Source organism: Aeoliella straminimaris (assembly GCF_024054565.1).
GTDB classification, from domain to species: Bacteria; Planctomycetota; Planctomycetia; order Pirellulales; family Lacipirellulaceae; genus Aeoliella; species Aeoliella straminimaris.
In genome coordinates this window covers 255,050-275,753 of sequence record NZ_JAMXLR010000051.1, presented here as the reverse complement: position 1 = coordinate 275,753, position 20,704 = coordinate 255,050, and the positions used below count along the sequence as shown (strand labels likewise).

Sequence of the window (20,704 nt, the reverse complement as noted above, 5' to 3'; positions counted from 1 at the left end):
CGAGTCGAAATCGCCAGGCACCAGCCCCGGAGGGGCGTAAGAGGGTAGCCCGGGGCAAATGCCGGTGAGGGACGAACCGAAGTGCCGCCCCGGGTTTGAGAGCTATTCCTCACCACTCTCTTCCCGGCGCTCGAGTGCCGGTTTGCAGTATTGCCACAGGTCGAGTTCGATCAGCTCTTGCTCTACCGACTCGGGGGTGGCGTTCGACAGGGAGTGGGCCACTTCGTCGATCAGCAGGTCGCCAAATTTCTCTCGGGCGCGGTGCAGCGAGGTGCGGACCGCGCCAGCCTTCATTGGTTTGTTGAGCACTCGGCTTACAATTTCGGCCAGCTCGGGCGAACGGACGTCGGGATTCTCCACCCGCATCCGCAGCACCGTGTGGTAGGGCTTGCCCGTGGTGAGTTCGACCTTTTCGAGCTCCTGCCACACGCGGGATAGCAGTTCGTCCCGCCAGCTGGTGAGGAACGCTTCGTCGTCGGGGGCCTGGTACGACTCGGCCACGTCGGGCGTGTCGGCCATGAGCGGTCCCGCCTGCTTCTGCTGCTTCACCCGCTTGCGCTGGTAGTCGACGATCAGGTGGTACAGCGACGTTTTCAGGAAGCTGCGGAAGCGGCCCTTGGTGGGATCGGCCTTGCCGTAGTCGCCGCGCACGAACTTCAGGGCGAACTCCTGAAACACCTCGTCGGCTGCTTCAGGGTCGCGGAGGGCCGCCAGGGCGTATCGACGCACCGCGCCGCCGTAGCGGTCGAGCATCTGCTGCTGGGCGGCCGCAAACTGGGTGGCCTCCTGACGGTGGGCCTGCTGGACCACGGACCACATGGTGTCGATTTGGCTGAGTCGATCGTCCATGGCGGCAGAGAAGGGGGACAGAGGTCAGGATTTGAAGGGGGCAGGGGCGCAAATTCCCCGCTCAACTACCCGGTAGCCAGATCATTTTAGCGATTCTTTGACCCGGGCGAAGATGCAAAACCGCCTGATTTCAGGGGTTTTTGAGCAGCGGGAGGACTTTTGTGAGAAAAGTGCCCCGGCGGCGTAACACCTGGGCCCCGGGGCGTATGAGAGGGTGAAGTTCAACCCAACCCTGGCGAAGTCCGGCCAACACGCTCGACTCGCCCCATAAGTCCCGAAAGGAAAGAACCATGTCCCGCTACACTCTCCCCGCCCTGGCCGTTATCGTCGTCGCCCTGGCCGCTACCAACTCCGCTTCCGCCGGCTGTGGTGGCAAAAAGTACTACGGCGGTGCTTCGAACCTGCATCACCGCTACATTTCGTCGCACCACATGGGCGTTTACCGGACCCACCACAAGCCCGTCGTGGTTGAGAGGCGGGTGGTTGTCGAGAAGCCGGTTATCGTCGAGAAGCCCGTCGTGGTTCAGCAGCCGGTGCCCGTGCCTGCTGGCCCGATCGCTCAACCGGGTTTCCCCGGTGGCATTCCCCAAGGCCAGCCTGGTTTCGGTGGTCAGCCGCAAGGTTTTCCTCAGGGCTTCCCACAAGGTGGTCCTCAGGGTGGTCCTCAAGGCCCGCAACCTGGGTTCCCTCAGGGTCAGCCCCAACAGAATCCGAACAATGGCGGCGGTCAGCCCGGTGCCAACGGCTCGGCTCCGCAGATGAACATCCGCCAGGCTCAGCGTAACCTGCCGAGCTTCGCCGTGGGCAGCCGATTGACGCTCGACGGACAAGAGTTCGGTGGCAAGCCTGGCCAGGTGCTGATGGTGCTGGGCCCGATGGAACTGCCGATCGCCGTGGCCGATTGGACCCCCAGCGAAGTGACCATCCAGCTTCCTGAACTGCCGCTGAAGCAAGCTGCCGACGCTCGCATCGTGATCCTGAATTCCGAAGGCAAGTTGATCAATCAGAGCGAACTGAAGCTCACGCCCAAAGCCAACCGCCTGGCCATGGGCGACTGAGCCACGCCACAAGCGAAGCATCACCTTTCCTTTGCCGAGCCCCGTCTGAACCATCTGGTTCGGGCGGGGTTTTTTTGTGCGTCTGGCTTTTGGCCCGCTCTAGCGAGCAGACGCGGTTTGGGGCAGTGTCGACTCGTGCCGCAGCGGCTGGCCATACAACTGATCCTGAATTTCTCCCTCGGCAATGGCGGCTTTGCCGGCCAGCAGCACCCATTCGACGCCGGAGGAGACCTCGAACGGCTTTTCGAACGTGGCGTTGTCCACCAGTGTGTCGACGTCCAGCACCACGATGTCGGCCACCAGGCCTTCGCGCAAGTAGCCGCGGTCTTTCATACCGAGGATGTCGGCCGGCAGGCCGCTGGAGCTGCGAATGGCGTGTTCCACCGAAATCTCTCCTTCGCGATGGGCATAACGACCAATCTTTCGCGGGAAGGTACCAAAGCTCCGCGGGTGGGGGCGGGTGCCATTGTCCACTTTGCTCGAGCCATCCGAAGCGGTGGCCACCCAGGGCAACTGCATCGCGTAGCGGACATCGGACTCGGTCATGGCAAAGTTCACGCCGGCGGCACTGGCGTCCTGCACGATCTCCATCGCCACTTCGATGGGCTCCCGCTGTTGCTCGGAGGCCACCTGGCGAATGAACTTGCCCACCCAGTCGGGATGCTTCTTGCTGGAGGAAATGAGAATGCGATCGCGCTCGTCCAAGGCCTTGGCGACCGCGGGGCGAAGTCGTTCGGCTTCTTGGGCATCTTCCAGTCGCTTGGCGGTTTCGGAGTTGCCTCCTTCACGCTCATTGTCGGGAATGAGCATTGCCATGATCGAAGTGCTCGACGCAATATACGGGTACTGATCGGCCGTAATGGTAAGTCCCTCGCGCTGCGCTTGCTCGACGAGCTGCGCAGCCAGCTTCAACGAGCCCCAGTTCTTGCGTTTGGACGCCTTGAAGTGAGATATGTGCACTGGCAGATCGGCCCGTTTGCCGATTTCGATCACCTCCTGCACGGAGTCGAGCAGGTGATCGCTTTCGTCGCGCATGTGGCTGGCGTAGATGCCGCCATGCAGCCCCACGACATGCGCGATCACCACCAGCTCGTCGGTGTCGGCGTACGAACTGGGAACATAGATCAAACCGGTCGACATGCCCCACACTCCGTCGCGCATGGCCTGATCGGCCAGGCGTAGCATTTCAACCAACTCTTCCCTGGTGGCCGGCCGGCGGGCGTTGCCAATCACCTTCTCTCGCAAGTCGCCCTGTGGCAGCAGGTGGGCCACGTTGATGCCCACTTTGCCGCCTTCCAGCTTGTCGTAGTACTCGCCAGCGTCCACCGGACCAGATCCACAGTTGCCCGTCACCAGAGTGGTGCAGCCCTGTGTCAGATAGCAGTCGCCTCGGCGGGTGGCTTCCTTCAGCACGGCTCCGTCGCTGTGGTTGTGCAGGTCGATAAAGCCAGGGCAGATGATCTTGCCCGAGCAGTCGATGGTTTTTGGCGTGCCAGCGGTCTCGAACTCGCCAACGGCCACGATTCGTCCATCCCGCACGGCCACGGAGCCCTGGTAACCTTTCTGCCCGGTGCCATCGACGATGGTTCCGCCAGCCAGAACCAGGTCGGCCTCGACGGGTTCGCCCCCGGCTGGCATCGCGCTGGCGGCAACGCAAGCAACCAGGGCGAGTTGAACAAACGACAAATAGTGGCGGCGCATGCAGGGCTCCTGTAAACTCAGCGACGTAAAGGCGAGCGACTCGCCGGTAGTGGGAAGGCGGAAAAGGTTATCTTAATAGATGGCTGCGACGCCTGCACGCGCTGGCGAACTGTAGGGTGCGTGAAATCGTCTGGCGGTCGCGCAGTAGTGAACGCAGTCTGGATGCATGCATGCGCGAATTCGTACAGACTGTGCATATGAATGGATAAATAATCCATATCATTCGCGGGCGACCAGAGTGTACTATGGTTGGACTTGTCCGACTGTCACTTAGTAGTCGACGATCTGTTGGCTGTTGTACAACATCGAGGAGTATGTCATGCGGTTCGGTTGTTTGCTGATGTGTTTCTGTCTATGGAGTTCAACTCTGGTAACAGCGAGTGAGAAGGTCACACTCGATTCGCTGCTCGAAGAGATGACCAGTCGTGAAACCTTGGCGCGGTTCCCGCAGCCGGCGTACAGCTGCAGCCAGGCATCGAGCTACGATCGCGAATCGGAAGATCCGAGCAACCACCACGCCTGGTTCGCCAATGCCGACCGCAGCCAGTGGGTCCGCATCGAAGAGAACGAGGTCGATGGCGAGACTCGCAAAGAGTACGTGATGATGGACCAGGAAGGTCCGGGCGCCATCGTCCGCTTCTGGGGTACCTGGCATGGCCCGCGGGGCGAGAAGTTCTCCAACGGCACGCTTCGCATCTACCTCGATGGTAGCGATACCCCGGCCATCGAAGGACCAATCCAAGACGTACTCGATCAGGGCATGCTGGCCGGCGCGCCGCTGTCGCAGGGTGTTTCGCCACGCACGCCCTATGGCCAGCGGGGCCACAATCTGTACCTGCCGATTCCGTACGCCAAGCACTGCAAGGTGACTTACGAGACCGACGTTCTGGTCGACATCGGCGCCCGTCGTGGCGAGGCGCTGTACTACCAAATCAACTATCGCACTTACGAGCCCGGTACCGAGGTCGAGTCGTTCTCCATGGATCAGCTCGCCGAATCGAAGGACGCCATCGCCGAGGCACAGCGGCAGCTGACCGGGCGGTTCCGTCCCGACGCGAACTCGACCACCAGTTCCAGCGGCGAACTGGGGACGGGCAACAAGATGACCGCTCAGCTCAAGGGCAGTCAGGCGGTCCGGCAGATCTCGCTGAAGCTGGATGCCGAGGACATGGCGCAGGCCCTTCGCTCCACGGTGCTGAAGATCGAGTTCGATGGCGAACCCTGCGTGTGGGTGCCGGTGGGCGAATTTTTCGGCATTGGTTACCAACCCTCCGAATACAAGTCGTTCTACACCCAGATGAAGTCCGACGGCACGCTCGTGTCTTACTGGGTGATGCCGTTCGAGAAATCGGCCAACATCACCCTCCAGAACCTGGGCGACGAACCGGTAAACGCAGATCTGCACGTCCGTTCGAGCCAGTGGAAATGGGACGATCGTTCGATGCACTTCCACGCCGTATGGCAGGAACTGTACCACGTCGATAGCTTCGTCGACTCCGAACGACCGGGCGATGCGGCCTACGATGTGAACTACGTCACGGTCGATGGCAAGGGTGTTTACGTGGGCGACACGCTCACCGTGTTCAATGGCGCCGCTGCCTGGTGGGGCGAAGGCGATGAAAAGATCTACGTCGACGGCGAGACGTTCCCCTCGCACTTCGGCACCGGCACCGAAGACTACTACGGCTACGCCTGGTGTCGCCCTGAGAAGTTCGACGCACCGTTCCACGCCCAACCAACCGGCGACGGCAACCTGGCTGGCGGCTTCTCGGTGAATAGCCGTTACCGCGGGCTGGATGCCATTCCGTTTACCGAGTCGATCAAGTTCGACATGGAGATGTGGCACTGGAAGAGCACCAAAGTGAATTACGCCCCCACGGCGTTCTTCTATGCCCGGCCTGGCGCCACCGCCAATGTCGACCCCGACCCCGAGGCTGCCGCCCGCGAGGTAACGCGCTCGCGAGGCGACATGGGCACCATTTACCTGGTCGAGGGAGTGCTGGAAGGCGAGAACCTGAATGTTGACTCCAAGACCGGCGGCATGATCGAGCAGCAGATCAGCGGCACTTGGGGCTGGAGCAACGAGCAGCAAATGTGGTGGCGCGACACCAACGTGGGCGACGAACTCGTGCTCATGTTCCCCGTCGAAGAAGCCGGTCGATACAAGCTGGTTGCCAACCTCACTCAAGCGGGCGACTATGCCATCGCGGACGTGATGGTGAACGACCAGAAGGCCAAGACCATCGACAGCTACGCCGATGGCGTGTCGAGCCGCGAGGTATCGTTGGGCGAGTTCGACCTGGCCGAGGGTGTCAATCGCCTTACGGTACGCATCGCTGGCCACAACGAAAAAGCCATCAAGCGAGGCATGTTCGGACTCGACTACTTGAAGCTCGAGCCCGTCAAATAAATGTCGACAGCAGGTCAATCGCCGCGGTGACACTGGCCAGCGAGGCTGTCTCGCTGGCCGTGTGGTAGCCGGTGGTGGGGATTTGCAGCGTGGTTCCGCTGATTGCCCCGTCGGTAGCCGCCACCAGTCGCCCCAGTTCGGTGCGACCCAGGGTGCCCTGTTTTTCCCGCGTGGCATTTAGCGCCTCGACCCAGGCGTCCTTGTGGATGTAGCTGATGCCCAGGTCGTCGCACCGCCCTTCGAGTTCGCCCGTGATGGCCGCGGCGAACACGGCGCTGGAGTCCTTGCGTCGCAACACCAGCTGCTGCGCCTCGGCCGCCTGACGATTGGGGAACGGACTGGTGTCGAGCACCATCAGTCGCTCGGTGGTCAGGTTGTGCCGTTGAAACCACGCGAGGGCATAACGCCAGCTTCGCCCCGCTTCCTCCTGGGCGGTGAACAGGGCCGTGCCTTGAAAGCCGCAGCGGAACAGGTGAATCAGGATCGCGCAGCTCAACACGTTGTCGAGCTGGGCGGAGATCGTCTCGTCGGTGACATTCAGCCGGTCGAGGAACGCCACTGGTGTGCCGGGCTGCAGGAATTCGAGCCCATCGAGTTCGAAGATCAGGTTCTTGCGCGCGGGGCAGACGAACGAGCGGTTGATTCGCCCCTGGCCCAGGTAGGTACCCGCGTACGGCAGATGGGCCTGCACCCGCTGGCCGGCGAAGCGATCGCCAATGGTGCTCATCATCTGTTCCGAAACCGAATCACCCGTCAGCTCGCTTTGATTGCTAGCGATGAACGCGGCGTACTGAAATTCGTTGGGGCCAGTGCACAAGAGCCCATGTCGATCGATGTGCGCCGAAAGAACCACTTCCCGGGGGCGGCTGCCCTCGGCGACCAGCACACCCTGGTAGTACCGCACCCGGGCGCCGACCTCTTCGAGCTCCCGGCTCAGGACGCGGAAGAACGAGTCCTCCTGGCCCACCACGCTGGGCTCGCGGACTAGGTTCTGCAGGACGTCGAGAAACGGACGCAAATCTCGAGGGCCGCGCCTCTTGTCGCTGAATTCGTTGTCAATCGTGCTCACCGCTTCGGGCGAAATGCTCATCGTTTGGGCATCCGGGAGGGGAAAAATAGGGCCGGTCCCGATGTAGCAAATATAGAGCCGCTTGGCACTAGCAACGTCCGCAAGCAGCGTGGACGGCCGAGTTCGAGCCTCCGTAGGCAAGATTCAGCTGGCAGGAGACTGCGATCAGGTGGACGACCAGATGCCCCATTCGCGCGGTGGCAACTCCGTGGCTCCGGGCGCGGTGACGGCGTGACCGGCCGCCGGCGCCAGTCCCGCGGGAATGTTGCACGGGGCTGGTTGATCGTCCGTGTTGAGCGCCACGACCAGCGTGCCGGACGGCGATCGCATCTCCAGCGTGATTGCCCGGTTATCCAGGCTGGTTACGTGCAGCTCTGCCTGCTCGAGCCAGGGACGCTCGCGACGAACGGCAATCAGTTCCCGATGCAGGCGCCACAGAGGGAGGCTGTCGCCAGGAAAATCGGCGGGTGCGTGGGGCAGTGGCCGGCGAATCTCGGCGTCGCCCCCTTCGCGATCGTACTTGGTGCCTTCGGCGCCCTGTTCGTCACCGGCATAAACCGCCGGCATGCCTGGTATGGAAAACAAGATCGCCAGCGCATGGGGAACGAGACGCGAGTCGGTCAGCTTCGTAGCGATGCGTGTCGTATCGTGGTTGCCGACGAAGGTCCAGGGAGCGAAGTGCTCGCAAAACTCTGCGTGTCGTTGCAGGGCATGTGCCAGCTCATAGAAGTTGCGGTCGTTCAGCGAGCTCCAGATCGCCTTCCAGAGTTCATACTGTGTCACGGTCGTCAGATGCGATGCTTGCACCGTGGCGGTGTAGTCGCCGTGGATCACTTCGCCGATTAGCGTCACATCGGGTTTGTCGGCCCGTACGCGATCGGAAAACGCGGCCAGAAAATCGGTGGAGATCGCGTAAGCGGCGTCCAATCGAAAGGCATCGACACCACGCTGCATCCAATGCCGCGCCACATCCACGGCCCAATCGAGTACCTGGGGATTGGAGTGGTTGAGTGTCACCAGCCCGCCATGCCCTTCGAAGTTGGCGTAGCTGAATCCGTCGTATCCGGGCTGATCGAAATCGATGTGGAACCAGCCGCACCGGTCCGACTCCTGTTTGCGCTGCTGGACATCGACAAAGAACGGATGGCCGCGCCCCACGTGATTAAAAACGACGTCGAGTCCGACTTGCAGCGAACGCTGATGGCATGCGTCGATAAACTGGGTAAGGTCCTGTTCGTTGCCCAGGCGGCGATCGATGCGAAACGGATCGACGATGTCGTACCCGTGCGATTCCGATTCAAACACGGGACCCAGCAACACGGCGGTAACGCCCAAATCCACCAAATAGTCGAGCCACCCCACCAGATCCCTCAGCCGGCCCGATTCACTGGCATCCTCGGCCCCGGGGGCGGGATTTCGCTCCTCCGCGCCCAGAAAGCCAAGCGGATACAGGTGATACCAGATGTTGCTGCGTTGCATGAAGTGCCGTCCAAGGAAGATGGTCGATGGTGTGCCAGAAGCCCCGGTAGCTGCCGGTCGCGGGCAGAGAGCTCGACTCGTTAACCATCAGTTTACCTCGCTCTGGTGCGTATGAAACCCGAGGTAACCGCCCGGCGGCGGCACATCGGCGGCACAATGCCTTGCTGGCACACCGAGGAGAACTGGACACCTTGTGGTGGGTGACGCCGCAGAACCTCGCCGCCGGCGGTTGGTTCGCGCTAGCTATGGATCGACCTCGATCGGATCGGCTAGCCACTGGGGAGTGATCGCATAGTACTGCGTTTTCTCTCCCAGCGAGGCGATCAGCAGGCTCTCGCCGCGCTTCATCCGGCAGGTGGTGGCGATGGTTTGCCGAGTCACTTTCGGCGACTGCACCGTGATATCGGCGCCCGGCAGCTTGACTTCGCGTACCGCGTCGATCGTGCTCAGGGTGAGATGACATCGCAGTTCGAGATGGTCCAGGTCGAGCATTTTGGGTTGCATGTCGATTCGTAGACCTTGATCAATCACGGTGATGTTTGGCTGCGCGGCGGCCGCCTGTTCGCCCTGTCCGTAGTTTACCGACGTGACGAAAGGAGTCTGTGACTGATCGCAAATGGTCGCTAGCTGACCACTAAACAGCGTGACTTTAGGGGCGGACACCACCGCGGCGTGCGGCTGTCGCTGAAAGTGCTGCTCCACTCGCTGCATATCGGTGTCGCTGATGCTACACACGACGAAGGGAGCGAATTCAAAGGAAACCGCCTCCACGGCAACCGACGTCTTGCCTGGTTCCGCGGAGGAGTCGCTGTCCCACTTGGAAGCACTGATGTGGTCGGGGGCAGCGAACTGAACGGCCTTCTGCCAATCGATACTGGGAATGTTCTCGATAGACTCGGAAGGGAACACCCGCGTGTCGATGCAGATCTGAAAGGTGTGGCCGAATCGCTCGATGTCGCTCAGCACGTGCGCGAAGAAATCGTGCTGCCTTCGCGACATCGAGATGGTGACCTGGTTGGGATTGGTCTTGCCGCTTTGCGTGATGGGAAATCCATGGCCGGACCCCAGGGTGGTGTACGTTAGCAGCCACCGCCTAGGATCCATGCCGGCTGGTATCCGGTCTGCCTTCTCCAGGGCGGCTGTCAGATCGTAGGTTCTCTCTTCGGTGGGGTTCGGTTCGTCAGCCACCCCAAAGATGGCGACGTTTTTGTCCGTAAACGATGGCGCGCCGGCCTTGCCCGGCATGGGGACACGGTTCGCTTGTGGCGGTGTCTCACGATCGTGGCTGCTCCCCATCGCATCGGTCAGGCCGACGAAGGCCACCGCCACCACGGTGGTGGTGCTCAGCAACCAAGGCAGTCGGCTCGATCGAGCGCCGCCCCGGAACGCTTCAATCCGTTGCGACAAACGCCGCGCCGGTCGGGCGAACCAAAGTCCCAGCAACCCCAGGTTGGTGGCCACCGGTCGTCCGGCTGCGAACCGCAGCAGAAGTTCGGCGTATTCCCCTTGTTGATCGGCGTCGGTGTGCTGGCGAACCGCTTCGTCACAGGCCTGCTCTCGGTAGCGTTCCACCCGCACCACCGCCAACCAGGCGATGGGATTGCACCAATGAGCCGCTCGCACGGCGGTCAAGAGCCAGGCGAGCAGGCCGTCGTTGCGGCGAATGTGCATGGCTTCGTGCAAAGCGATCATGCGGAGCTGCCCATTGCTGAAGTGCTCGCCCTCCGGCAAGCAAAGTGTCGGGAATCGCCAGCCAAACAGTGCAGGGCCCGGCAGATCGGCCACGCGTTTGATGATGGGCGCCCGCACACCAATGTCGCGGCAGGCTCGTTGCACGGTCTCGATGATGGCCGGATCGTCGACCGACGGAAGTAGCTTCAGATGCCGCTGGAATCGCACGCAGGCAATCCCAGCCCGCAACAACACCCACAGTACGCCCGTCAGCCACACCGCAAGTACGGCGCCAATCAGTATGGTCCCCCAGTCGATAGCGGAGATGAACGACACGCTGTCTGGTTGCGGTGTTTGTGCCGCCGACCCAGCGATGGGAGTGGACCACGTCTGCTGCAACCGAGGCGCAGGTGCCTTGATTGCGTGGAGGTCTCCCGCGGCCGGACTGGGAGAGGTGTTCTGAAACGCGGCGAGCACGTTTTGCAGGCTCACGGGGCTGCCGGGGGCAAACGGCAGCAACAGCCGGGCTGCTACTACGATCCACAACCAGCAACGAAAACGGGCCGCCATCCGGCCACCCAGCAGCAGGTCGATGGTCAGCGCCAGCACCGCAACGGGCGCCGCCACGACCGCTGCCAGCAGTGCCAGGTAGAAACTGGATGCGACGAATTCTTGCATCACTTCGATCATGATTTGCCTTCCTTGCGATCGAGAAGTTGACGAAGCTCTGCGAGTTCTTCGTCGGTGAGCTTGGAGTTTTTCACCAGGTGCATCAATGCTGGCGCCGCCGCGCCACCAAACACCCGGTCAACGAACGAACGACTCTCTTGGCGGATGCAATCGCTTCGCCGTACAACGGGACGGTAAAGGTACCGTTTGCCATCGCGGTCGAAGTCGAGCACTTGCTTCTTCACCAAACGGTGCAACATGGTCTTCACCGTAGCGGCGGACCAGCCGTTGGCTTCGGCCAGTTGATCCACAACCTGCTGCGATTCGACAGGATGGTCACGCCACACCACGTGCATGACCTGCCACTCGGCATCGGAAATCGGAATGGGATTCGCCACGAGTAACGCCTCCTTGTTTCTGTCGTCTGGCGGCAAGATAGATTACATGTGTAATCGATGTCAATGGCGGATTCTTCCTCGACACGCATGGGCTGCAATTGGGCAGCCTTTTTGGCAGCTGGCGGAGATCTTATCTAGCGGGTGTAACAAGCGGTCCTCAATGGGTAAGAACCTCCAGCGGGAAAGACGCGTCTTGGCGCAAAGACCACTCCGGCGGAATTGCCCGACAGGCGGGCCCATCAGCCATTTTGCGCCAGGGACGCCCAAACCAAGACCGAGCGATTACCGCGCAGCAAGGCAAACGAAGATGGCCGACGACGACCAGTTCGACGAGCACAATCCGGATGAAGACCTATGTGGTAGTTTTGTCGACGATGTACTGACCGACTCGGAGCTGGACCAGTTGGTCCGTCGCATGCTTGTCGACAGCGACCTGCGGCAGGAGTTGCACAGGCAATTGCTACTGCACGACGCGCTGAAGGAAATAGCACGCCGAGGTTGGGAAGACTGATCGTCAGCAGCCGGCCACGATGTTCGTGCCAGCCAACTCAGACCTTCTGGTTCAAAGTACCGACGGTGGCATAGTGACGATTTCTATGCAGAACTCGCTCCACTCGCCAGTCGTTGTGCCACCCGGTAACGAGTGGCTCGACACAGATTACAATAGAGAGAGTATGGCCGATCTGAATTCGAGTCGAACTCCAACCCCAGGGGCGGGATTTCCCGCGACCCGTTGGTCGCTTGTTGACATGGCCGCGGGCTCCGGCGGCGAAGCCCTCGAGAGCTTGTGCCGGGCGTACTGGTACCCGTTGTACGCTTTCGCTCGTCGCAGCGGCCAAAGTGCAGCGGATGCCGAGGATTTGACGCAGGGTTTTTTCGAGAAGCTCCTCGAGAAGCAATGGCTCGCAGATGCCGAGCGCGAAAAGGGTCGTCTGCGAACGTTCTTGCTAACCGCGTTTCGCCGGTACATGAACAATGAATGGCGGAGCGACCAGTCCCTGAAACGCGGCGGCCAGTGGAGTCGCGTCGACTGGCAACAGGCCGACGGCGAGCAACGCTATGCCACGGCCAAAGCCGATGCGCTGCCGCAGGATTTGTTCGAACGGCAGTGGGCACTGGCAATCATGGACCGCACCATCGCCCGGCTGCGTGGCGAGTTCGAGCAGAGGGGTAAACAATCGCAGTTCGAAGAACTGAAGTCGGTGCTGATGCTCGAAAGAGGAGCCATCGACTATCCCGCCCTGGCCGAGCGGTTGGGCATGGCCGAGGGCGCGGCCCGGGTTGCGGTGCATCGGCTTCGCAAACAATTCCGCACCCGATTTCGCGAAGAGGTCGCCTCGACGCTGGAGGAAGGGGAGGATCTGGAGGAGGAACTCCTGTTCCTGGCCAGGGTGCTGTCGGGATGAGCTCGCATTTGAAGATTGATGTAACAAGCGGAGGTGCCTGGTTAAGAAGAAGTTGAGCAGCCTTCCTCTAACCACGTCCGATGGCAACTAAAATGAACGAATCCAATCAACAGCGGTGTCCCCAGTGTGGGAACCCCTTGCCAGCTGATGCACCTGCCGGCCTTTGCCCGGGCTGCGTGATGGCCATGAACCTGGCAACCGAAACCCGCATGGGCGGGACGGACCATCGCGACCAACAAGATCCGCCCCCTTCGCCCGCGGAAATTGCCAACTGGTTCCCCAAGTTCGAAATCGAGGAGTGTCTGGGACGCGGCGGCATGGGCGTTGTGTACAAAGCGCGGCAGAAAACGCTTGACCGCGAAGTGGCTATCAAGATCCTGGCGGGCGAATGGAAAGACGATGCCGCGTTTACAGAACGTTTCGAGCGAGAGGCCAAGATTCTCGCCCAGATGAGTCACCCGAACATCGTAACCGTCCACGACTTTGGCAAGGCCCAGGGTTTATTTTATCTGGTCATGGAATATGTCGATGGCGTGAACCTTCGCGACCTGCTGAGCGACGGCAAGATCGCGCCCGAGCAAGCGCTGGCGATCGTTCCCCCTATCTGCGAGGCACTGGAGTACGCGCATAGCAAAGGGATCGTTCACCGTGATATCAAGCCGGAGAACTTGCTGCTCGATCGCGACGGTCGGGTGAAGATTGCCGATTTTGGCATTGCTTCGCTCGTGGGCGCCACGAGCGACATCTCCGGCACGCCATCGTACATGGCGCCGGAGCAGGCCAATGGCAGCGTCGACCGCCGCACCGATATCTACGCCCTCGGCGTGGTGTTGTACGAGATGCTGACCGGCGAACGGCCGGAGCAAGAGATCATCGCACCTTCGAAGAAAGTGCAGGTCGATGTGAAGATCGACGAGATGGTGTTGCGAGCGTTGGAGAAGGAGCCTGAACGGCGATACCAGACCGCGCGGGAGTTTCAGACCACGGCCGAGTATGTGGCGAGCGCTTCGCGTGCTGGTGACATGAGCCCCATGAAATCGCCGGCATACAACCCCTGGGAACTTACAACGATCGTGATGGGGACGTTGTTCTCGCTCGTCATGCTCTTTGTCGCATTAGAGCTGCCGGAACCGCTGCGTTACCCAGTAGCTCTTTGCTTTTTCATTGCGATGTGGATCGGAGCGATCAGCCTGCTAGGCATCTGGCCGCAGGCGTCTCCGCTCTTCCCGGCGCCCAACTTCAGCTCCCGCAACATGCCGCACATGTCGCCTGGCGCCGCCCAGCGTTCGATTCCACTCAATAGGACGTTTGGATTAATAATTGGCGTGATCGTCGGCGTGGCTGTGTTCGGCACTCTGATGGCCAGAGGTTACTTGGTCGGGCAAGCCGATCACTGGCGGGCCTCGGTCGAGCCGGAGGCATCATACGCTGTGGAGACTGACGTAGTCCTGCTGAGTCTGGAAAGCGACGAACCCGGTCCGCGGTTCCTGGACCTCGACACGGGCCAGACGCGCGGCTGGCCCGAAATGGAACACGAATCGGACGCCGAGACCCGCCGCTGGATGAACACCGCGGGAGTCGAGCTGTTTGCCGAGCAAGTTGGTGGGCGATGGGGCTTGGTTACTCGGCGCGCCGACGGACTGAAGATAGCTCGAGTTCCCGCTGATGCGTCGTCGGACATCACCGCCGAAGACCTGAGGGACGCGCTAGCGCAAACCGATGGTTGGCTGGAGGTCATCGACGAAGGTGGCCCGGAGGGTTGGCGTGCCTACCTGGTACCCGATCCATTGCCGCCAGGGCTTCCGTTGGCGTTTCGCACAGCGGACGGCGCGCTGGGGCTGCTTCAAATCAACGCCCAAACGAGCGACCCCCAGCAGCTCGAATTGCAGCTGAAGGTCTATGAAGACTCGCAGCCAAAGTCGCAAGATGAGTCTTGAGAGCCTGAGCCCGCGTCCAACATCGGTTGGCGATAGCGGCGGTGGAATGGCTGCCTTCAGTCCAGCTTGATCTTCCGAAATAACGGTGCGTGCCGGTAATAAACTTCCAGTGTGCAGGTGGCCAGCACCGTCATGTACAGCCGGCCGCCCTCGCGGCCGTGGGGGTCGTTGGGATCCCAGCTTCCTTCGGCGTGGCCGTATTGCACTTGGGAGGTGACCAGCACGTCGGACATCCGTTCGTTCCAATACTCCCACTCGCGGCCGCCCCAGTGATGCAACAATTGCGTGGCGTAGTACCAGTAGTAGATGTCGCCGTGTCGCATGTTGATCGGGAACCGCTCCACCATCTGAGGCACGCCAATGCGCAGGCCCGGCTCGTCCTGTTTCCATCCCAGGTAAACGCGCGACAGTAGACCTTCGGCCGTCATGGCAGCCGAGGCTTCTCGGCCCGGCATATAGCCGTACAGTGCGCCAGTGCGATCGGTTTGCACCTGGTCGAGGAAGCGGCTCGCCCGTGCGAGCGACGAAGTTTCGACCCGCAGCCCCGCGGCCCGTGCCGAGTGCAACGCCATGAGTTGCCACCCCGTGACACTCAAGTCGCCCCGTTGGTTGGGATAGTATCGCCAGCCCCCCGCGGCGTGTTGAGCCGATATCAGGTAGTTCACGGCCTTCTGTGCTGGCAGGCGAATCTGCTCGTCGCCCGTCAGGGCGTAGGCGTCGGACAGGGCAATCGTGGCCAGGGCATGGGCGTAGATACCGGTGTTGGACGAACTGTGGTCGGCGAAGCTACCGTTGGCGCTTTGCACGCTTCGCAGATACTGCAGGCCGTGGCTCACGGTGTCCTGGTAGATACCCGTGCGGTGCGTCTGGCCCGCCCCTAGCATGGCTTGTAGCACCAAGGCCGTGGCCGCCTCGTCGCTACGGCGGGTGCCGGTGTGGCGACACTTGCCGTTGCAGTTGCCAGCGTGGTCGAACTCGTCGAGCGTCCAGCGGCCGTCGTTGTGTTGATGCCGAGCCATCCAGTCCAGCGCCCGGGCAACGGCTGCTTCAGTGAGGTTGGTGCCGCCTTCGGCCTCGAGCACCTGGCGGCGGATCCGCGGATCGCGGGCTGAGAGCATCCGGCGATAGCGATCGTCCGAGTCGAGGTTCTCCGCCACGCGGTCGAGTGGTGGAAGGTTCGGCGCATCGGCGGGGTCGTCGATCGCCAGTTGCTCGGCCCACCGCGCTGCCTCGACTTCCTGCTGTACTTCGGGCGAGTCGACTGGCAGGTCGAAGCCAACGGTTTGAATTGAATCGTTCAGCACGTTGCCGGGCCGCTCTTCCTGGTCGAATATTACCGAGAGATCGATGGCCGGGTCTTCTTCAACGCCCGTGCCCCATCCCATCAGCGCCAGCAGAATCAACAGCAGCAGGTGGGCAATCATGCTCATCAGCACGGCCAGCAATTGGTGCAGGCTGCGGAGGATCTTCTTGGTTCGCGAACGTTGCCGCGGCGGCGCTGTGACATCGATTGGCGGCCCGAACTCAATGGGCTCGGTCGCTGGCGCTGCTTGCGGCGTGGCTTCCGATGGCTTGTCGGCCATAGGTTTCTTCTTCGCCCGGGCTGGCGCCAGCTTTGCCTGCTCCAGGTACTCCAGGTCGATCGACAGTCCACACCGCAAGCAATCGGCCGACCGCAACCACAGCCGCACCGACATCGGCATGCCACAGTCGGGGCACGCGCAAGCATCGACACCGGGGTCGAGGGTAGGCACCGCAGCGGAAGTGGACGTAAGAAGTGTCGCCATCGACGTTCGAGATTAAGACGGTACTGCCACTACGTTTCACCAGCACGATGAGAGCGAGACCGCGTGGGCAGCATGTTCCTTGAGTATACCGAGCTGCTCCCCCGAGACAAAATCAAAGCCGCCCACCAAGCCAGATGCCAGCAGGTCCGATGGTGGGTAGTACGCTACCGGCGCTACGTTGGTTCGGTTGGCGAAGGGTTGACTATTGCAGCGAATGGGGCGATTGTCTGATAGGCTGTACGCTGCGACTTTAGCTAGCCTCGTATTCATCCCTCCCTTCCGCACCTTTCCCCGCCTTAGACATGCAAGTCACCCTGCTCGCCGGTATTCCCTACACCAATCAAACGCTCTACCACCAGATTCGCTTTCTGGTGGGCGATCCTGTGGCCTACTTGGGGAACTTGCCACCCGATGGCGAGTCGCTGCTGTTGGTGCGCGATATCGAACTCGCCCGCGCTCGCCAGCTGGCCCGCGCCGATCAGGTTGGCTGTCCGCAGGACTTTGCTCCCGCCGAGGGACTTTCCGGCGACCGCGAAGTGGCGACCGCCCAGGCGGTGGTCGAAGTGCTCCGGCAGCGGGGTGTCACGCTGGTGACCACCGACCGCACGTTGCCCTTCCTGTATGCCGCGCAGCTGCAAGAGGCCGGCATCAAGCTGACCTTGGACGACGAGCTCGGTGTCCGCGCGCGACGCATCAAGACCGCCGAGGAGATCGAGGCGCTCGAGCAGGCACAAAAAGTCACCGGCCAGGTGATGACCATGGCCTGCAAGTGGATTGCCACGGCCGACGTAAACGACGCTGGCGAGTTGATGCAGGATGGCGAAATATTGACCAGCGAACGCGTGCGGCGACGAATTACGCAGTTCTGCATCGACAACGGCTTTTCGAACGTCACCGATTCCATCGTGGCCAGCGTGCCCCACGTGGCCGATTGCCATCACCACGGCACCGGGCCACTGAAGACGGGTCTGCCGGTCGTGGTTGACATCTTTCCTCGCGACGACTCCAGTCGTTACTACGGCGACTGCACCCGCACCGTGGTGCACGGTACGCCGAGCGACGAACTGGCAAAAATGCACCGCGCGGTGGTCGCCGCCAAGCAGGCGGCCTGCGATGCGCTGCAACCCGGAATGACGGGCGACGCCGTGCATCAGGTGACGGTGGCCACGCTCAAGGAGCATGGCTACAAGTACGTGCCCGGCAACGCGGAACACGACCCCGAGGTGCCCGCCATGCGTCACGGCACCGGCCACGGCATCGGCCTGGATGTGCACGAGCCGATCCTGCTGTCGGTCGATGGCGAAGAAATCCTGGCCGGCGAAGTGTTTACCGTCGAGCCGGGACTGTACTCCTCGACCATCGGCGGGGTGCGGGTCGAAGACATGGCGCACGTCACCGAGAGCGGGGCGGAGATTCTGAGCCCGCTATACGAAGGACTCGATTGGACGGACGTGTGATACCTACGCCTCGTCCGGCTTGCGGCGGCGCTTGCGACCGGAGGGTTTGAACATCGAGACAATTTGCGAGATGGCATCAACCAGCGTGTCGACCTCGCCCGGCGTGTTGTACAGGTAGAAACTCGCCCTGGTGCTGGCCGTAATGCCCAAGAGGTCGTGCAATGGTTGGGTGCAGTGATGCCCCGCACGCACGGCGATGCCATGGCGGTCGACCAGTTGGGCAATGTCGTGGGCGTGCGGTTGGTCGAGCACAAAACTCACCAACCCGGCGCGATGCTCGGGCGCGGGGCCCAGGATCTTCAGCCCCTCGATCTCGCTCAATCGGGCGTAGGCGTATTCCATCAAGGCGTGCTCGTGCGCGGCAATGCGATCGAGGCCAATCTCGGTGAGGTAGTCGACTGCCGCACCGAGTCCAATCGCCTGCGCGATGGGCGGCGTGCCCGCTTCGAACTTGGCTGGCAGACCCGCGGACGTAAAACCGTCGAGCGCCACGTTGCCAATCATGCTGCCGCCACCCATGAACGGGGGCATCGTGTCGAGCAGGTCTTGTTTGCCGTACAGCACGCCGACACCGCTCGGGCCGCACATCTTGTGGCCGCTCAACGCAAGGAAATCGACGTCGAGTTGCTGCACATCGATCGCCAGATGCGGAGCACTTTGCGCGGCGTCGATCAGGATCACTGCGCCGGCGTCGTGCGCACGGGCGGCGAGCTCGGCGATCGGGTTGACCGTGCCCAGCGTGTTGGAGACCTGCGTGACGGCCAGGATCTTGGTCCGCTCGCTGAGCACTTCGTCCAGGCGATCGAGATCCAACCGGCCATCGTCGGTGAGTGGAATGTGCTTAATCGTCGCGTCGGTGCGCTCGGCCAGCTGGAACCAGGGCACCAGGTTCGAGTGGTGCTCCATGGGATTGAGCAGAATCTCGTCGCCGGCCGCCACGTTCGCATCGCCCCAGCTTCGCGCCACGGCGTTAATCGAAGCGGTGGTGCCACCGGTAAAGATGCACTCGTGGTCGTACTTGGCGCCCAGGAACTTCTGCACCTTGCCGCGCGCCAGCTCGTAGGCGTCGCTCGCCCGTTCGCTGAGGACGTGAATCCCACGGTGCACGTTGGCGTAGTCCCGCTCGTACACCTCGGTGACCGCGTCGATCACCTGCCGCGGCCGCTGGCTGCTGGCCGCGGAGTCCAAGAACACTAGCGGCCGCTCGCCATGCACGGTTTGCTGCAGGATGGGGAAGTCGTCGCGCAGCGATTCGGGCAACAGGGCGGAGGTATCGATGGTGGTTTCGGCTAGGGGCATTCGTTTGTTTTGATCACGGAAGGAATTAGTCGCGGATCTGCGCGGATTGGGTCGGATTCGCGCGGATTGAATCGTTTGGATTTTTATGACCTGCGAGTAAGTACAAACACATCGACAGGTAGAAGCGATGGAAATATGCCTTCATTCACTTCTGATCCGCGCTAATCCGTCGGGATCCGCGCAGATCCGCGACGAATTCAATCTCCGTGCCCTCTGTGTCTCCGTGGTTCATAACTTTCCGCCAACGGAATAAACTCAGTTCTACGAGTGGCCGTTCTACTTTACTGGCGAGTGCACCGCTTGCAGCATGGTCTTCCATCCCAGCAGGCAGCACTTTTGGCGGTTGGGCGTGAGCTTCGCGCCGAACAGCTCCAGCATGTCTTCGGCGCTGTACTGCATGGCCTCTTCGACGGTCTTGCCGTACATCTCCTCGAGCAACATCGAGGCCGACGCCTGGCTGATCACGCAGCCGTCGCCCTGGAAATAGCAGTCGACGATCTTGCCGTCGGCGTCGAGCTCGAGTTCGATGCGCACCACGTCGCCACACAACGGATTTTTCTCTTCGTGGGCGTGGGTCGCCCCGTCGAGGTGGCCGCGGTGGAACGGGTCTTCGTAATGGTCCAGGATGTGTTCCTGGTATATTTCGTCTTCGCTGGGCATTGCTACCTAAGGGACAATGGCGGAGGCGGGCAGGTTCGTCGCTTGGTGCCTTGAGCAGGGAGGGAAGTCGAGGGTGGCTGGGGTCGAGTCCAGCGAGCCCCCAGACCTCAAGTTGCTGGGGGCTCGCGGAACTCGACCCCAGCCACCCCCAAGCTGTTGGGTCCGGCACTAGTACCAGTCTAGGTAGCCAGCGGCAGTGGGACAACGCCCATTGCGGCGATCACCCGCTTGGAGTGCCCAGTTTGCTGGACAGTAGGGTGTCCACGACGTCGATGTCCTCGCGTCGGACGGCCAGTTCAAAAGTGCCAAAGTACCCTATCCGCATATCGATAGTGCCAGCCGAGCGATCCTTCCAGCGGTACCTGCAGTAGTAGGATAGGGGAACTGTCAGGTAAGGATGCACAAACCACGTCTCGGACAGTGTGGCTTCCCCGGGTCGAGTAAACAGTTGCGGCCAAAGCAGGACTGCATAGTTAGCGCTGATGACCCAGAAGAAGCATTTGATGAAGGACGACATGACCGATGGTGAAAGCACGAACTCAAGGCACAAGGCCGCTCCGACGTTCGGTATGAAAGCCAGCCAGGCCAAATTCGTCAAAGGCTTCACTCGAATTGTCTGCAGATGAAACACCGACTCCGCCTTGCATTGTTCTGCATAGCAGTTCTTGTAGCGGCTGCGAGTTATCAGCAATGCAATTATCGCCCCCAAGGCAACGCACAGCACTCGCGAGAAAAACGTGGCTACCTGGCTCGACGTCACCAACCGCAACCACGGCGCAAGGCACGCCACGACCACGGCCGCGACGGTCGTGGCGATGAGCAGCGTCTTCACGCGGTAGCGGGGGTGGTTCATG

General features: G+C 61.5%; 16 protein-coding genes. 6 read left to right on the top strand and 10 right to left on the bottom strand.

The features are described 5' to 3' along the window. Positions 1 to 102 precede the first annotated feature (102 nt). Positions 103 to 849, bottom strand: coding sequence for an RNA polymerase sigma factor (locus tag NG895_RS14870; protein WP_252853302.1), 747 nt, complete (start codon positions 847 to 849; stop codon positions 103 to 105). A gap of 290 nt (positions 850 to 1,139) precedes the next feature. Here NG895_RS14870 and NG895_RS14865 point away from each other — a divergent pair, with 290 nt between their 5' ends. After that, positions 1,140 to 1,907, top strand: coding sequence for a hypothetical protein (locus NG895_RS14865; RefSeq protein WP_252853301.1), 768 nt, complete (start codon positions 1,140 to 1,142; stop codon positions 1,905 to 1,907). 99 nt (positions 1,908 to 2,006) lie between these two features. On the opposite strand, the gene NG895_RS14860 is transcribed toward NG895_RS14865, so the two are convergent. Then, the gene (locus NG895_RS14860) at positions 2,007 to 3,608 is read right to left on the bottom strand and encodes an N-acyl-D-amino-acid deacylase family protein (protein ID WP_252853300.1); all 1,602 of its coding nucleotides are present in this window, start codon (positions 3,606 to 3,608) and stop codon (positions 2,007 to 2,009) included. 319 nt (positions 3,609 to 3,927) lie between these two features. Here NG895_RS14860 and NG895_RS14855 point away from each other — a divergent pair, with 319 nt between their 5' ends. Then, positions 3,928 to 6,018, top strand: coding sequence for a glycoside hydrolase family 172 protein (locus NG895_RS14855; RefSeq protein WP_252853299.1), 2,091 nt, complete (start codon positions 3,928 to 3,930; stop codon positions 6,016 to 6,018). On the opposite strand, the gene NG895_RS14850 is transcribed toward NG895_RS14855, so the two are convergent. From NG895_RS14850 to NG895_RS14835, 4 genes are all read right to left on the bottom strand, one after another. After that, a complete protein-coding gene (locus tag NG895_RS14850; protein WP_252853298.1) occupies positions 6,011 to 7,108 on the bottom strand; it encodes a zinc-binding metallopeptidase family protein in 1,098 nt (365 codons plus the stop codon). The genes NG895_RS14855 and NG895_RS14850 overlap by 8 nt on opposite strands. Positions 7,109 to 7,252: 144 nt before the next feature. After that, positions 7,253 to 8,566: an alpha-amylase family glycosyl hydrolase gene (locus NG895_RS14845; RefSeq protein WP_252853297.1), complete on the bottom strand. Its 1,314-nt coding sequence runs from the start codon at positions 8,564 to 8,566 to the stop codon at positions 7,253 to 7,255. Between the two features lie 243 nt (positions 8,567 to 8,809). Beyond that, positions 8,810 to 10,927: a M56 family metallopeptidase gene (locus NG895_RS14840; protein WP_252853296.1), complete on the bottom strand. Its 2,118-nt coding sequence runs from the start codon at positions 10,925 to 10,927 to the stop codon at positions 8,810 to 8,812. Continuing rightward, the gene (locus NG895_RS14835) at positions 10,924 to 11,304 is read right to left on the bottom strand and encodes a BlaI/MecI/CopY family transcriptional regulator (protein WP_252853295.1); all 381 of its coding nucleotides are present in this window, start codon (positions 11,302 to 11,304) and stop codon (positions 10,924 to 10,926) included. Before NG895_RS14835 ends, NG895_RS14840 begins: the two co-directional genes overlap by 4 nt. A 307-nt stretch (positions 11,305 to 11,611) precedes the next feature. Between NG895_RS14835 and NG895_RS14830 the strand changes: the two genes are divergently transcribed. The 3 genes from NG895_RS14830 to NG895_RS14820 all read left to right on the top strand — a co-directional run bounded on the left by NG895_RS14830 (position 11,612) and on the right by NG895_RS14820 (position 14,647). Beyond that, on the top strand, positions 11,612 to 11,815 hold the full coding sequence (locus tag NG895_RS14830) for a hypothetical protein (protein ID WP_252853294.1): 204 nt from the start codon (positions 11,612 to 11,614) through the stop codon (positions 11,813 to 11,815). A 238-nt stretch (positions 11,816 to 12,053) separates the two neighbouring features. After that, positions 12,054 to 12,710 (top strand): RNA polymerase sigma factor, encoded by a 657-nt coding sequence (locus NG895_RS14825; protein ID WP_252853293.1) that lies wholly within the window; start codon positions 12,054 to 12,056, stop codon positions 12,708 to 12,710. 185 nt (positions 12,711 to 12,895) lie between these two features. Then, entirely contained in the window at positions 12,896 to 14,647 is a 1,752-nt protein-coding gene (locus NG895_RS14820; RefSeq protein WP_252853292.1) for a serine/threonine-protein kinase, read from the top strand. Positions 14,648 to 14,703: 56 nt separating this feature from the next. Here NG895_RS14820 and NG895_RS14815 read toward each other — a convergent pair whose 3' ends face one another. Continuing rightward, a complete protein-coding gene (locus NG895_RS14815; protein ID WP_252853291.1) occupies positions 14,704 to 16,434 on the bottom strand; it encodes a prenyltransferase/squalene oxidase repeat-containing protein in 1,731 nt (576 codons plus the stop codon). A 302-nt stretch (positions 16,435 to 16,736) separates the two neighbouring features. On the opposite strand from NG895_RS14815, the gene NG895_RS14810 reads away from it, so the two are divergent. After that, positions 16,737 to 17,891, top strand: coding sequence for a M24 family metallopeptidase (locus tag NG895_RS14810; protein ID WP_252853290.1), 1,155 nt, complete (start codon positions 16,737 to 16,739; stop codon positions 17,889 to 17,891). Between the two features lie 3 nt (positions 17,892 to 17,894). Here NG895_RS14810 and NG895_RS14805 read toward each other — a convergent pair whose 3' ends face one another. The 3 genes from NG895_RS14805 to NG895_RS14795 all read right to left on the bottom strand — a co-directional run bounded on the left by NG895_RS14805 (position 17,895) and on the right by NG895_RS14795 (position 20,703). After that, a complete protein-coding gene (locus NG895_RS14805) occupies positions 17,895 to 19,190 on the bottom strand; it encodes a cysteine desulfurase (protein WP_252853289.1) in 1,296 nt (431 codons plus the stop codon). Between the two features lie 276 nt (positions 19,191 to 19,466). After that, complete coding sequence (gene sufU, locus NG895_RS14800) at positions 19,467 to 19,850, bottom strand: Fe-S cluster assembly sulfur transfer protein SufU (protein ID WP_252853288.1); 384 nt, start codon at positions 19,848 to 19,850, stop codon at positions 19,467 to 19,469. A 220-nt stretch (positions 19,851 to 20,070) separates the two neighbouring features. Next, positions 20,071 to 20,703, bottom strand: coding sequence for a hypothetical protein (locus tag NG895_RS14795; protein WP_252853287.1), 633 nt, complete (start codon positions 20,701 to 20,703; stop codon positions 20,071 to 20,073). Position 20,704: the final 1 nt, after the last annotated feature.